Here is a 14,218-nt window from a genome sequence, read left to right on the forward strand (position 1 = left end):
CGATCGCGTAGACGGGCACGGTAGCACGCACCCTCGAGATGAGAACGCACGTCGACGAACTCGGCTGGGAACGGGTGATCGAGCGACTGTTGTACCTGTTTCCGCCGGTGATCGGCGTCGGAATCGTCGGCGTCCTGCAGGAAACAGAACCCGGCGTTCCGGGCTTGCAGTTCGGGTTGCTCGTGCTGGGGAGTATCGGGTACACGGTCCTGACGCTCGGCGTCTTCGTCGCGATCTTTTTCGACGCGCGACGGATTCGGCGGCGGCCGCGAGCGAGTGGCAACTGGACGCCCAACCCGTGGCTCAACGCCGGCATAGCCCTCGTCTCTGCGCCGATCGCGGGCGTGATCTACCTCGCGCGTCGACACCGACGCTTTGGCACGCAATCGGGGTGGGACGGCTGGTGGCTCGTCGTTGCCCTCTCGCTCGTGACGACGGTGGGCGGGTTCGTCGCCGCCCTCGTGGCGATCGTGTTCACGATTCCGGGGCTCCTCGGCGCGGCGATCGGACTCGCGGGGGCGATCGCCTTCGGCACGTTCCCGGTCGCGATCCATCAGGACGCCGCCTACGTCTGTACGGAAGGAGGGGCGTGGCGACCGAATCCGGGCGTCTACCTGGCCATCGCGTTTCTCAGCCTTTCCGTGCCGGTGATCCAGCCCGTCGTCGCGGGCTACTATCTCGTTCGGCGACGAGGCGAACTGGGCACACCCTGAGGTCGCGTCGCGTTCGAACGGGACACCTCGTTCGTGCCACGAAGAGCGAGTATAGCGCTCGAGTCGGAACGTGAAACGCCTGGAGCGCCCGAAGCGCTCGACTCAGACACTCCCCGTAGAAACCTGGGTGCGGCCGGATCGTCGGCGCGATCGGCGACACGAGCCTCGGACGAATCCGTCGGAAGCGGCGGAGAGAAAGTCAGTTACCGTCGTCGTACTCGTACTCTTCTTCCGGATCCTCGACACCCTCGGTTCGGGAACCGACCCACGCGCCGAGCGAGAGGCCGTAGACGAGGTGGCCCGCGTGGAACAAGGCGAGTTCGTCGGCCTCGAGTCGGATATCGAGGACCTCCTTGAGCATGATCTGTGAGCCAAACGCCGAGAGGACCATGCCGTAGATCGACCCCCAGACGATGCCGCGCTGTTCGGGCTCGATCGATCGTTCGGCGTCCTGGAGGGCGAACAGCGCGCCGAAGATCGCTCCGGCCTGCACGCCGTAGACGAAGTGTAACAGGAGGCCCACAATCGGGTGATCCTCGGGGTCGCCGCCGGAGACGTACTGCGACCAGAAGTTCGCGGATGGCGGCAGCGACCGGAGGATCGGCAATCGAAACGCCGTCATGATGATCGTCGCGACGAACCCCGCCTGAAGCCCTCGAACCGCCGCGCCGCTCGCGTGTTCGACGCGCGAGTGCGAGTCGGCGGACTCCGGATCGGTTCGGGTGCGACTCGCCGAACGGACTCGCCGGACGAAATCGGAGACAATCATCGTGTTCTCGAGGAGTCCACGCACAGTGACTTAACACTCAGGTGTGCAATGGATGGGTCGACGGTGCGGTGAGCGCCTGAGCGGGCGAGCCACGACAACGCGCTTTTGCCCGTCGGGGACGAACGGCGGGATATGACTACGGTCGAGGCGAAACTCGAGGCCGCTCGGGACGACCTCGAAGGCCACGACGGCGTGTTAGTGGCCTTCTCCGGTGGGGTCGACTCGAGCGTCGTGGCCGCACTCGCACACGACGCCCTCGGCGAAGACGCGGTCGCCTGTACGGCAAAGAGCGAGACGCTCCCCGAGGCCGAACTCGAGGACGCCCGCGCGGTCGCCGAGGAAATCGGTATCCGCCACGAAGTCGTCTCCTTCTCCGAACTCGAGAGCGACGCCTTCGTCGAGAACGACGACGAACGCTGCTATCACTGCCGGACGATGCGACTCGGCGAGATGCTCGAGACGGCCCGCGAACTGGGGGTCGAGACGGTCTGCGACGGGACGAACGCGGACGACCCGGGCGCAGGACACCGACCCGGATTGCAGGCGGTCGACGAACTCGAGATCCACTCGCCGCTTTTGGCCCACGACGTGCGCAAAGACGAGGTTCGCGAAATCGCGACCCACTACGGCCTCTCGGTCGCGGACAAGCCCTCGATGGCCTGTCTCTCCTCGCGGATTCCGACCGGACTCGAGGTCACCGAAGAGAGGCTCACGCGCGTTGAGCACGCCGAAGCGCTGTTGCGCCAGTGGGGATTCGATCAGTTCCGCGTGCGCGATCACGACGGGTTGGCGCGCATCGAAGTCGCTCCCGACGAACTCGAGCGTGCGCTCCAACGCGAGTTCGTCGAGACGGTTCGCGAGGAACTCGAGGGGCTTGGATTCGATCACGTCACGCTCGACCTCCACGGCTACCGGACGGGGAGCGTCAGCCCCGAAAGCGAGGAGGCGAGTCGCGAGGACGCCGACGCGGCCGCGGACGAGCCACTCGTCGACGACGTCTTTGCCGCCGAGTCTCGAACGGACGACTGATCAGCCCCACTCGAGTCAGACTGAGGAGAGAAGAGATTGCAGATTCTCGATCGTTCGAAAGGCGAGACTCGAGTTCGACATAGTTCCAGAATATAACCGCCTTCTCCGTGGAAAACCCACCAATGGAGGTAGTTCTGCGTTTCCGTCCGGGAATATTGCACAATTCGATACGGACGTTGTGATAGGGGCGGTATCACTGGTTGATGGATGCAGACGTCCCGTTCGAGTGGACCACAGAAGACCGTCGGACGTACACTCCGGCCGACACGGACCGAGATATGCAGTATCACACCTATCGCCACGAGTCGGGTGATATCCGACTCAAGGTCGCCCCGGCGTCACTCGACGGCGAAGATCACCCGGGGTACGCGCTGACCGCGACGACGTATCCCGGCCTCGACCTCTCCGAGACGATCCGCGTTCGAACCGTTCTCACCTTCGAACGCTGTACGCGTATCGCCACCCAGTTCATGGATCTCTTTTCGGCCAGCTACGATGGCCCAGGCTCGCTCGAGGACGCCCTCGAGTACGCCTACCAGCGGACGCGAGAACATCGCTGAACTGAACGGATGGACCCGCGTCAGGCCAACACGTTCAGTTCGGGGACGGCGAAGAACAGCGCCCAGACGGCGATCAACATGCCGAGGTACGGCAACGCGTCGTAGGTCACGCGGAGGTAGTCGATCTCGGTAATTCCGCTGATGATGTAGAGATTGAGGCCGTACGGCGGCGTGATGAAGCCGATGGCGTCACTGATGATGAAGATGATCGCCCACGTCACCGGATCGAGGCCCAGTTCCATCGCGGCGGGCGTCAACAACGGCACCGTCAGCGCGATGTTCGGCACCGACGCCAGCACGGACCCGGTCGCGAGCATGATGAGCATCATCGCGAGCATGACGAGCCACGGCGAGCCAAGCGAGAGCAGGGCCTCGCTAACGGCTTCTTGAATGCCGAGGAACGACAGATTCTGCTGGATCGCCACCGCAGCGACCACGATCGGGAGGATGACGCCGATCAACAGCAGCGACGTGAAACTCGCGCTGACGACCTGCTCGAGTCTCGTAATCTTCCCGAGTGCGACCGACATGAGCAGGATGTAGAAGACGGCGACGGCGGCGGCTTCCGAGGGGGTGAAGATCCCGATGTAGATGCCACCCAGGAGGATCACGATCGTGCCGAGGCCGACTTTCGCCTGCCACGCCGTCTGTACTATTTCCCACGGCTGGAACTCGAACGCCGAACTGTCCTGGCCGTAGTCGTTTCGCCACGAGAGCGTTGTGTTGACGGCGACGAGACCGAAGAGGATCGCGATCCCCGGAACGATGCCCGCGATGAACAGATCGGGGACGGAGACGCCGTACATCACGCCGTAGACGATCAGTAGGACGCTCGGCGGGAGGACCGTCCCGACGATTCCGCCCGAGGCAATCGTCGCCGCGGCGTAGGATTCGTCGTACCCCTCGTCGTCCATCGGCGGATGGAGCGCCTTCCCGACGGAGGCGGTCGTTGCGGCGTTCGAGCCCGTAATCGCCGAGAAAATCGCCGAACAGCCGATCGAGGTGTTTCCGGTGCTGCCGGGGAGCCAGCCGATACAGGCCCGGGAGAACTCGATGATTTCATCCGAGATCCGCGCCCGGTTGATCAGGTCGCCGACGAGCACGAACAGCGGAATCGCGACGTACGTGAAGCTCTCGAGTTCACTGAACGCGAGGATGCTCATGTTGCTCGCCGGGAACTCCGGAACCATCGTGTAGAAGCCAAGCGCCCAGAGTCCAAAGACGAGGAAGATCTGCACCCCGCCCAGGAACAACAGGAGACAGAGAACGGTCAGCGCGAGCAATGCGAGTTCGAAGCTAATAGCGATCATTGGGTCTCACCGTCGGTATCGTCGACATCGTCGGTCGTGTCGTACGCCCGATCTTCGATTTCGATCGAAGCGGTCGGTTCGATGGTGTCGCCGCGTCGGTACCGTCGCGTCACGTGCAGAATCTCCTGGCCGACTCGCAGGAGGATCAACGCCGTCCCGACGGGTACTGCGAGGTAAAACAGCGTGTCGGGAATGCTCGTCCCGACGACGATGCGACCGGCTTCGGCGTGGCGCTCGAGTTCGGGGATCGAGTACCAGAAGATGGTGCCGACGACGACGAACCACAGCACCCACTCGACCCAGTACATCACGTAGTTGCGACGAGCGGACCACTGCTGGCGCAACAGGGTAAATCGCAGGTGCGAAGAGTGTCGAACCGCAAACGCCGCGCTGAGCCACGTGATCCAGATGAACAGCCCTTCGACGACCTCGAGCCCCCAGACGAACTGAGTGCCACGAACCGTTCGGTTGACGACGTCGACGAACACGAGGAGCGTCACGACCGCGAGCAAGACCATCGCGAGATAGCCCTCGAAGTAGCGCTCGAGCGAGGTCGTCACCTCGCCGTCGGCCACTCGGTTTCGAAGCGTCTCGACGACCGTCACGTTAGAGTTGCTCAAGGTACTCACCCCACCAGGCGTCGAGCGTGACATCGGCAGCCGAATCTGGAACACTCGATTCGCGCGCGATTTCCCAGATGTAGTCGTAGAAGTCGTCCACCGGAAGGTCCATCGCCTCGACGCGCTCGAGTTCTTCCTCGTACATCCCCGGATTCTCGGCGGGATCGACGGGATCGCGCCACTGCTCGAGTTCGTCGTCGTCGAGGTCGTTGACGGTGATGTCCTGCTCGCCGTAGCCGGTATCCTCCGGGGGCGGATCCGCGTGGCCGACGCGTTCGTCGACGATTTCGTCGGTCTGCTGGATGACCGATTCGCTCAGTTCGCGAGTCACGTCGGCGATGAGTTCCCGGTGGTCGTCGGAGAGCGATTGCAGCCAGTCGGTACTGACCCACATGACGCCCTGTCCGGCCATGAAGTCGACGAGCGTCACCTGATCGACGACCTCGTCCATGCCGCCGGCGATCCCGACTCCCGACCACGTCTCGAGGCCATGGACGACGCCCGTGTCCATCCCCTGGACGGTGTCGCCCCACGAGAGTTCGGGCGCGGTCGCCCCCCACTCCTCGAGCGCGACTTTCGGCGGTCGCGAGTTCGAGCGACGAAGCCGAATTTCCTCGAGGTCGTCGGGCGTTCGAACTCGTCCGTCTGCGATCTCCGTCGCCTCCTCCGAGAGCAAGAGATTCCGGAGCGACGGCGACCAGGCGTAAAACGGGAAGATGCCGTACTGCTGAGCGAAGGGCACCCAGTAGTTCTCCCAGATTCGCTCGTCGAAGAGCGTGTAAGAGAGCGACGCCCGGTTCGGAAACGTATACGGGAGTAACCAGATGTTGTTCTCCGGCCAGAAGTTGTTCCCGTTAGCAATCGAGGCGTAGCCGGCCTCGAGAATGCCCTGTTGGGCTTTCCCGCCGCAGGTCGTGCTGTCACAGACCTGGTCTTCCCCGTGGAGGTTCATCACCACGTCACCGCCGGAACGCTCCTCGAGTTCCTCGCTGATCGCCCAGCCTGGAGAGGGATCCACGCAGTCCATGCAGTGGCCGCCCTCGTGGGCGAACGTTCCCGCGGTGAACTCGGTCACGTCGTCGCCGTCGGCTCCCGTCGTCACGTCGATACAGCCCGCACTCACGCCCGTCGCTGCGAGAGTACCGAGGGTGCCGAGGTAGGCTCGTCGCGTCGGCGTCCCGTCGGTATTCGGCGAATCTCGTCTCGGTGATTCTCGAGCAGTGCTATCGCTATCTGTCGTGTCATCAGTTACGCGTATCACGAGTGTGCTATCGTCGCGTGTGCAGAGTTTCCATCGTAGTGGTACTATCAAATCGACCGATAACAGCAGCAATTGAGCCGATCAATGACAACTGCCCCATGATAATGACAGCGTCCGGAAAAGACCTGTGCTTTCGGAGGAATATGTCGAATATCGTACTTGAAATGAGATGGCTGTGCGTCGAGTCGACCGGAGACGGATTGGTGTCCGTCAGTCTCGGTGCAGTCACGCTCGTCCTGCAGTGACACCGATAAGTGCGCCACCAGACCGCTCGTACGAATCGCTGAACCGTTTTAGTGATGGTCGCTGCCCTAATCGAGCGATTGCCGGTACCGAATCACAACGGACCGTCTCAGTCGTCGGACGGAGCGACCGACCCTTCAGCCGCGCTCGCCGACGGTTCCTCCGCGAAGGGGTACCAGGATTGCTTCGCGTCGGCCATGTACGGTGCCTCGAAATCGGTCTCTTCGGGTTCGCAGAACTCAATGAGCGCCTCGGTGCCGACCGACTCGACCCACTGGCGGAACGTCTGTCCATCACTTCTGTGGGCTGCAAACGCCTCCAACAGATTGCGGATCGCGCCGGGTGCTTCGTCCGCCGGCACGCGCTGTTGGATCCACTCGACGAACGACGGGTTCTCGCCGACGCCGCCGCCAACGCCGATGTCGAATGCCTCGACCATCTGGCCGTCCTTCCGGGCGCGCATTCCCTGCAGGCCGATATCGGCCGTCATCGCCTGCCCGCAGTCGGCGGTACACCCGGAGTAGTGCATCTTGATCTTGCCCACGTCCTCGGGCAAGTCGACGTTCGCGTTGAGCCAGCGCAGCATTCGCGCCATCCGACCCTTCGTTTCCGTAAGCGCGATCGAACAGAACTCGGTGCCCGTACAGGCCATCGCCCCGCGCTCGAAGGGGCTCGGTTCGGGCGGGTACGAAGCGAGGAGCGGGTCCGCGAGCAGGGACTCGAGATCGTCGTCGTGCACGTCGACGATAACCGGGTTCTGGCGGCGGGTAAGACGGAGTTCGCCGGAGCCGTACTCGTCGGCGAGGTCGGCGAGGGCGACGGCGTCCTCGGCGGGCAATCGGCCGACGGGAACGCTCAGCCCGACGTAGTTGAGGCTGTCCTGTTTCTGGTCGTAGACGCCGACGTGGTCGTGTTTGCCCTCGGTCGTCGAACCGGCGTTGTAGGTGTACTCCTCGCGGAAGTCCTCGCCCGCAGTGTGCATCTCGAGGTCGACGTACTCTTCTTGGAGCGTCTCGCGAATTTTCTCCATTCCCCAGTCGTCGGCGAAAAATCGGGTCCGATTCTTCGAACGGTTCTGTCGACCGCCGTAGTCGTGGTAGAGTTGGACGAATCCTCGGCCGACCTCGAAGGCGTTCTCGGGGAGAACGAAGACGTCGAGTGGCGTCGCAGCACGGGGCTGTCGGCCGCCGAGGCCGCCGCCGATGCGCACGTTGAAGCCCTTGACCGTCTCTCCGTTGATCTCCTTTCTGGCCGGCTCGAAGCCGATATCGTTGAGCGAATCCTGCGCGCAGCCGGATTTCGTCCCAGTCACGCTGATGTTGAACTTCCGGGGCATGTTCGCGAGCGCGTCGTCACCGCGAAGGTCCTCCTCGAAGCGCTCGAGCAGCGGGCCGGAGTCGACGTACTCCTCGACTTTGCCGTGGAGGGCCGAGCCCGAGATGTTACGCATCGTATCGCCGCCCGCCGACCGGGAGTGGACGCCCTCGGCCTCGAGTTGCTCCCAGATTTCCGGCACGTCCTCGAGTTTGAGCCAGTGCAGTTGGACGGACTGTCGGGTCGTGAGGTCGATCCAGCCGTTCCCGAACTCGGGGTTTTCGACGGGGCCGGTGGCGTACTCGCCGGCAACTTCGCCGATGGCTCGGAGCTGTCCCGGCTCCAAGATACCACTGGCGTTCGTCAGTCGCATCATGAAGTACGACTCCTGTCCGCTGCGCTGGTGGAAGAGTCCCCAGAATTTGAACCGGGTGAACCACGTCTCGCGTTCGTCTTCCGGAATCGCCTCGTAGCCGCCGTTTTCCGCGAACTCGAGGATGTGTTCGCGAACCTCGTCGCCGTAGCAGTCGTCTTTTTGCTCTTCTTTCTTATGGACCATCGACGACCACCTCGAAACCACATTCCGACTCCGTACGCAGCGTTTCCTTCTCAGTTGTTTCGGAATTCATGTTTCAAGTCCACGTCTCTAAACCCTATAATAGTAATCGTTTACAAATAACTAATTTTTAGTCCCGTTAGTCGTCGAACGGAGTATCTACAATCGAATATTGACTGTATTAGGATGTGGATCGGAAGCGATCGTCGGCGCTAGTTGAAGATGTGAGGGCCGGACACAACTCGAGAAAGCGAGCGCAGCGACGCCGTGGCGTCAGTCGTCCGCGGGGGCCGGAACGGACGGCGTCGTCGGTGCTGGCTGGTCGCGATAGAGGGAGACGGCGATGGCGAGTGCGAGGAGTCCGACGACGAGGTAGACGACGAACCCGGTCGCGTAGCCGCTTACACCCTGCAAATCGACGAACAGACCGAGGATCGGCGGCACGACGAAGCCGCCGAACCCACCGAGTCCGCCGACCAGACCCGACGCACCGCCGACGGCGTCGGGAACGTATCGCGGCAGGAGCTGGTAGATCGCCGCGCTCGCGACCCCCAATCCGGCACCGAGCGTCACCGTGGCGACGATGGCGACGTATAGGTCGTGCGTGAACACGAGCGCGAACGTCGAGATCACGACGACGACGAAACTCGAGATCGTCGTCACTTCGCCGCCGAAACGGTCGCTGACTGCGCCACCCGCGGCACGAAAGAGCGCCGAGAGGAGCGTGAACGTCAAGGCCGTGACGATCCCTGCGGTCTGGATGTCCAGTCCGTGGAGATTGTGCCAGTAGGAGGGATACCAGGTGGTTAGCGCGAGGTAACCACCGAAGGAGACGAAGAACATCGCCGTGAGCATCCACGAGCGCGGGATCGTCGCCGCCGTTCGGATCGACTGCATCGCGTCACCGCTGGGGAACAACTCCTGGCCGGCATCCGCTGCCTTCGCTTTCGCCTCGGATTCCTCGAGGCCGCGTTTTCGGTACTGGAAGTACGGCGAGTCGACGGCGAACATCACGAAGACGACGGTTCCCACGAGGAGGAAGACGAACCAGGCGGCGTACGTCCCAGTCAAGCCCACCGCGCCGAGTGCGATCGGGGAGACGATCGTGAACAGGCCGGGCGAGGTCGTCCCGAGTCCGGCGAAGAGCGCGAGCATCGTGCCGCGGCGATTCGCCCGGTACCAGTAGGTAATGTCGGTGATTCCGACCGAAAAGGCCGCGATCCCACAGCCGCTGAGCGCGCCGAAGACGAAGATCAGCGGATAATGGGCCATCGACAATCCGTCGGGATAGGTCGTAAGCAGGATCGTCAACAGTCCGCCCATGCCGAGCGCGGACAGACAGAGCAGGATAGCGAATGGCTTCTTGGCACCGGCGCTGTCGGCCCACGCGCTGAAGGGAATGCGCAACAGCGACCCCGTCAACTGCGGGGCCGCGACGAGCAATCCGAGTAACACGCCGGAGAGTCCCAGCACGTCTTCGAATTCGGTCGCGACGGGGCCGTAGACGACGACACCGGCGAAGCCGACGAAGTAACCGATCGTCAGGATCGAGAGGGCCCGATGTGGTGTGCCACGGATAGCCGGAGTGTCGGCCCCGGTCATCGTCTCACCTGGACACTCGTCCAGACGGCGGTCCGCTTCGGGTATCCAGCCGTATTTCGGCTTTCAGCGGCCGATTTCACACACTCCGTCGACCAGTACTCACGCGTCACGGCGACTCACCTCGAGTGAACGATCCAAAACCTCGGTCGTTATTTTTCCTTCAAACACGCTTCAATTCACAGTATACGGTCACGTTTCTAAACCACATAACAGTGATCGTTTACACATGGCCGAATGTCCGGGAGTTTAGTGGAGAATTTCGGATATCAAATCGAATATGGCCAATATTATGACGATAATGCGATCGAAATCGGTCGCTGATTGACAAACGGAAACCGAAAATGACCCGCTTACGAGATCGAATCGGACACGCGAAGCGAAACTCGGCTCGAGGTCGGTCGGCGGTGGTCGCGTCGACGCGCGCTCGCATTTCGCTCATTCGCTCGTTCGAGGCAGGGACGCGACCCCCGACTTCAGGCGCTCACGTCGGCGACGGCGCTCGTCGGACGGTCTCGCGGGCGCTCGAGTCGGACCGCACACTGCTTGAAATTCGGTTCCTTCGAACGCGGGTCGACGGCGGCGACGGTGAGTTCGTTCACCGCGGGCTGGTGGATCGGTAACCAGACGACGCCGTCGGGGATCGACTCGTCCGATTCGACGCGAACGGTGATCGATCCGCGTCGAGAGACGACGCGCCCGTATCGCGCGTCGGCTTCGGAGTCGTCGGTCTCGAGTTCGTCGGCTTCGGAGTCATCGGTCTCGGAATTTTCGACCTCGAGTTCGTCGGCGAGGGCAACGGCCGTCGCGGGGCTGACGCGAGCCGTCGGTTCGGTATCGCGGGCTCGCACACCCGTGTTGTAGGCGTCCGGTCGCCGAGCCGTCGTCAGCGTGAGCGGATAGGCCTCGTCTGTGGGCTCGGGTAATGGCTGCGTCGTCCCCGTCGAGAACTGTGCGCGGCCGGTCGGCGTCGGGAACAACCACGATTCCGCCCGCTCGTCGTTAGCCGCCTCTTGCGTATCGTCGTCGTCACTCGCTGGGCCGTCGTAGTACCGGTACCCCGCGGAAACGTCGGGTTCGGGTGCCGGCCACCGAACCGCGACCTCGGCCTCGAGACGTTCGTAGCTGATCCCCGAGAGGTCCGCGGGAGTACCTTCCGTCAATGCAGCCAGTTCCGCGAAGACCGATTCGGGCTCGAGTGGGGAGTCGAACAGCGCGGGAGCGAGTCGGTCGGCGAGGTCACCGATCAACTCGAGGTCGGTTCTGACGCCAGAGGGCGTCTCCGTCGCCGCGCGAACGCGCGAGACGGTTCGTTCCATGTTCGTCGTCGTGCCCGCCGATTCGCCCCACGTCGCCGCCGGCAGGACGACGTCGGCGAGTTCGACCGTCTCGCTTCGAAAGGCGTCCTGGACGACGAGGAACGCGTCCTCGAGTTGCTCGCGGACGTGCGTCGTATCCGGCATCCCGGCGAGCGGGTTGGTCGCAACCGCGTAAACGGCGGAGACGTCCTCGCCGATGGCATCCACGATACCGACCGGTCCAGGGCCGGGGTCGGCGGGAAGTCGCGATTCGGGAACGCCCCACGCCTCGGCGACCGCGCTGCGGTGCTCGGCGTCGCCGAAGGGACGGTGACCCGGCCAGGTCCCCTTCGAGGAACAGACGCGCGTTCCCATCGAGTTCGCCTGCCCCGTCAGTGAGAACGGCCCCGAACCGGGGCGAAGGTTGCCCGTCGCCAGACAGAGATCGATCAACGCACCCGACGCGGCGGTTCCGTTGACGCTCTGATTGATCCCCATCCCCCAGTAGAGCAGCGTCGGCGACTCGAGTGCCGTTGCGATTCGGTCGACCATCTCGAGGGTGACGCCGGCGGCCTCGGCCGCGTCGGCGGCGTCCGGAAGCTGGTCGCACAACTCGTCGAATCCGTCGGTCGTGTGGGCGACGAAATGCTCGTCGACGCGGTCGGTTTCGACGATTCGGGCGAGAATCGCCCGCGCGAGGGAAACGTCGCCGCCGGGCTCGAGTGGCACGTGATAGTCCGCGACCTCGACGGTCTCGCTCTCGATGGGGTCGACGACGATCAGTTCGGAGTCCTCGGCGTCCGCGGACTGGTTGATCCACCGAAACATGACCGGGTGGGCGGCGGCGGGATTGGCTCCCCAGACGAGATGCGTCTCGGCCTCGGGGATGTCGTCGTACGTCGGCGGCGGGGCGTCGCTACCAAAGGCGTCGTAGTACGCCGTGACGGCCGAGGCCATACACAGCGTCGTGTTGGCGTCGTAGTAGCTGGTTCCGAACCCGCCGCGGGCGAGTTTTCCGAGCGCGTAGGCCGCCTCGTTGGTCTGTTGGCCACTTCCCAACACGGCGACGCTATCGGGGCCGTCCTCGAGCGCCGTATCGAGGCCTTCAGCCGCGCGCTCGAGGGCCGTCTCCCAGGTCGTCGCCACCAGTTCGCCGTCTCGTCGGACGAGCGGGCGGGTGAGCCACTTGTCGCCAGGATCGACGGATTCGCTGATCCCCCGCTGACAGGCGAGTCCGTTGTTGACCGGGTGGGCGGCGTCGCCACGGACGACGTCGAGGCCGTACCCCTGATCGACGGCTCGATGAACGTGTCCACAACCGACGGCACATCGCATGCAGGTCGTCGGCACGAGGTCCGTCACGCACGCCACCTCGAGTCGGCGTCGCCACGACGAGTGTGTGGTTTACAAACACACCAATCGAACGGCATTTTGCTCAAACTCATAGACTATTTCACGACGATAGAAAACGTATGAAGCTACTAAACGGTGATCGTTTACAATATCCCACTTTTTGTCTGAAGAAGTCGCCGATCCAGCAATCTACCGATGGATAGGGAGAATATAAGGACCGAATCGCTCGAGTACTGGCGGGTTTCTGTACGACCATCCACGGAATTCACCCCACTCGAGCGGGCGAACGATCGAGTTGAAGAAGAATGGTGTGGATGGGCCTACTCTTTTCCGAGCCACTTGAGGACGAGCAACGTGCCCTCGAAGAGCATGATCATCGTGATGGCGACCAGGATGGGGGCCATCATTGTCGGGTCCATGGTAAACATGAACGAGAGGCCGAAGAAGGCCGCCCAGAAGTACAGGCGTTTATCGGCCAGCCACCGCCGGGTCGTCACGCCCATCATGATCGCGAGCATGATGAACAGCGGAATCTGGAAGACGATCGCGAGGAAGCCGGTCAGCGTGATGACGAGATCGAAGGTCTCACCGAGTGCGTACGCGATGTCCGCACTCCCCTCCGCGTAGAACGTGAAGTACTCGAAGAGGATCGGCAAGACGAGTACGTAGGAAAACAACATTCCGAGCGCGGCGAGGACGACGCTCATCGGCACCGCCGCGAGGTAGTACTTGCGCTCGTTGGGGTAGAGTCCCGGTCGCATGAACCGGTAACACTGGTAGACGAACACCGGCAGCGCCATCATGATTCCGAGCAGGGCCGAGAATTTGATCCGGGTCAACCACAGCTCGAGTGGATGATAGATGTGTGGCGGAGGCGCGTTTTCGGCTGCGCCAGGGAAAATGTCGTCCCAGACGTAGCTGATCCCCTGTGAGGCGAAGAGCAAGCCGATCGCGGTCCCGGCGGCACCGACGAGTAAGACGACGGCGAATCGAAGGACCATCTCCTCGATGTGATCCGCGAGGGGCATCTCCTCGTCGTCCGGCGGCGTCGAAATGCCGCCGACATCGTCCGAGAGAGGATCGACCGGTTCGCCGGCGCTGTCGGGTCGGTCCTGGACGTACCCTTCGCCGTCGGTTTCGATCGATTGATCCGCGTCGTCGGCTTCAGCGTTGTCCGCGTCGTCGTCAGATTCGTCGTCGGCTTCGTCGTCGGCTTCGGCGTCGGGTTCGTCGTCAGCCTTAGCGTCGTCAGCGTCGTCAGCTTCGGCGTCAGCATCAACTTCGTCAGCTTCGGCGTCGGCCCCAGCGCCAGAATCGTCGTCTGCTTCACCATCGGACGCAGCGTCGGATTCGGTTGACCGGTCGGCATCCTCGTCGGCGGACAGGTCTTTCTCGCCATCCGTTTCGGATGGCAGCGGCTCGTCGTCGGTCTCCGTCGACCCCTCGGCGTCGCTAGCGGGATCATCGACAGCCATGTCGTCCGCCGGCTCGTCCGACATCTATCGGGATATCAAACGGCCACTGGTTATAGGCCTTTTTCTTACGGCCATTCGAAGAGAGCGACAAGGTTCCGAAACCGCTCATTGACGCTCG

The 14,218-nt window shown here is 63.0% G+C and carries 11 protein-coding genes; 3 read left to right on the plus strand and 8 right to left on the minus strand.

The genetic code is table 11. The annotated features are described in order from the left end of the window. Positions 1-38: 38 nt before the first annotated feature. On the plus strand, positions 39-713 hold the full coding sequence (locus BLW62_RS06375) for a hypothetical protein (protein WP_090506177.1): 675 nt from the start codon (positions 39-41) through the stop codon (positions 711-713). A gap of 199 nt (positions 714-912) precedes the next feature. Here BLW62_RS06375 and BLW62_RS06380 read toward each other — a convergent pair whose 3' ends face one another. After that, complete coding sequence (locus BLW62_RS06380; protein ID WP_090506451.1) at positions 913-1,482, minus strand: DUF6789 family protein; 570 nt, start codon at positions 1,480-1,482, stop codon at positions 913-915. Between the two features lie 132 nt (positions 1,483-1,614). Between BLW62_RS06380 and larE the strand changes: the two genes are divergently transcribed. Together larE and BLW62_RS06390 are read left to right on the plus strand one after the other, a co-directional pair. Then, positions 1,615-2,511 (plus strand): ATP-dependent sacrificial sulfur transferase LarE, encoded by an 897-nt coding sequence (larE, locus tag BLW62_RS06385; RefSeq protein WP_090506178.1) that lies wholly within the window; start codon positions 1,615-1,617, stop codon positions 2,509-2,511. 203 nt (positions 2,512-2,714) lie between these two features. After that, on the plus strand, positions 2,715-3,071 hold the full coding sequence (locus BLW62_RS06390; RefSeq protein WP_076582638.1) for a hypothetical protein: 357 nt from the start codon (positions 2,715-2,717) through the stop codon (positions 3,069-3,071). Between the two features lie 20 nt (positions 3,072-3,091). On the opposite strand, the gene BLW62_RS06395 is transcribed toward BLW62_RS06390, so the two are convergent. From BLW62_RS06395 to BLW62_RS06425, 7 genes are all read right to left on the minus strand, one after another. Continuing rightward, positions 3,092-4,381: a TRAP transporter large permease gene (locus tag BLW62_RS06395; protein WP_090506179.1), complete on the minus strand. Its 1,290-nt coding sequence runs from the start codon at positions 4,379-4,381 to the stop codon at positions 3,092-3,094. After that, positions 4,378-5,001, minus strand: coding sequence for a TRAP transporter small permease (locus BLW62_RS06400; RefSeq protein WP_245726674.1), 624 nt, complete (start codon positions 4,999-5,001; stop codon positions 4,378-4,380). Before BLW62_RS06400 ends, BLW62_RS06395 begins: the two co-directional genes overlap by 4 nt. Continuing rightward, entirely contained in the window at positions 4,988-6,262 is a 1,275-nt protein-coding gene (locus tag BLW62_RS06405; protein WP_245726675.1) for a TRAP transporter substrate-binding protein, read from the minus strand. Before BLW62_RS06405 ends, BLW62_RS06400 begins: the two co-directional genes overlap by 14 nt. Before the next feature lie 352 nt (positions 6,263-6,614). Next, positions 6,615-8,378 (minus strand): nitrite/sulfite reductase, encoded by a 1,764-nt coding sequence (locus tag BLW62_RS06410; protein ID WP_090506181.1) that lies wholly within the window; start codon positions 8,376-8,378, stop codon positions 6,615-6,617. A 270-nt stretch (positions 8,379-8,648) separates the two neighbouring features. Continuing rightward, a complete protein-coding gene (locus tag BLW62_RS06415; protein ID WP_090506182.1) occupies positions 8,649-9,977 on the minus strand; it encodes an MFS transporter in 1,329 nt (442 codons plus the stop codon). A 473-nt stretch (positions 9,978-10,450) separates the two neighbouring features. Next, positions 10,451-12,634, minus strand: a complete 2,184-nt coding sequence (gene nasA / locus BLW62_RS06420; RefSeq protein ID WP_090506184.1) for an assimilatory nitrate reductase NasA — start codon at positions 12,632-12,634, stop codon at positions 10,451-10,453. A gap of 311 nt (positions 12,635-12,945) precedes the next feature. Then, complete coding sequence (locus tag BLW62_RS06425) at positions 12,946-14,124, minus strand: twin-arginine translocase subunit TatC (protein WP_245726676.1); 1,179 nt, start codon at positions 14,122-14,124, stop codon at positions 12,946-12,948. Between the last annotated feature and the right edge of the window lie 94 nt (positions 14,125-14,218).

Origin of the sequence: Natronorubrum sediminis, from assembly GCF_900108095.1 — an archaeon.
Taxonomy (GTDB): Archaea; Halobacteriota; Halobacteria; order Halobacteriales; family Natrialbaceae; genus Natronorubrum; species Natronorubrum sediminis.

Bases quoted from the DNA above. Each gene is read 5' to 3' on its own strand.
- BLW62_RS06375 (WP_090506177.1), top strand. From the start codon at position 39: ATGAGAACGCACGTCGACGAACTCGGCTGGGAACGGGTGATCGAGCGA.
- BLW62_RS06380 (WP_090506451.1), bottom strand. From the start codon at position 1,482: ATGATTGTCTCCGATTTCGTCCGGCGAGTCCGTTCGGCGAGTCGCACC.
- larE (WP_090506178.1), top strand. From the start codon at position 1,615: ATGACTACGGTCGAGGCGAAACTCGAGGCCGCTCGGGACGACCTCGAA.
- BLW62_RS06390 (WP_076582638.1), top strand. From the start codon at position 2,715: ATGGATGCAGACGTCCCGTTCGAGTGGACCACAGAAGACCGTCGGACG.
- BLW62_RS06395 (WP_090506179.1), bottom strand. From the start codon at position 4,381: ATGATCGCTATTAGCTTCGAACTCGCATTGCTCGCGCTGACCGTTCTC.
- BLW62_RS06410 (WP_090506181.1), bottom strand. From the start codon at position 8,378: ATGGTCCATAAGAAAGAAGAGCAAAAAGACGACTGCTACGGCGACGAG.
- BLW62_RS06415 (WP_090506182.1), bottom strand. From the start codon at position 9,977: ATGACCGGGGCCGACACTCCGGCTATCCGTGGCACACCACATCGGGCC.
- BLW62_RS06425 (WP_245726676.1), bottom strand. From the start codon at position 14,124: ATGTCGGACGAGCCGGCGGACGACATGGCTGTCGATGATCCCGCTAGC.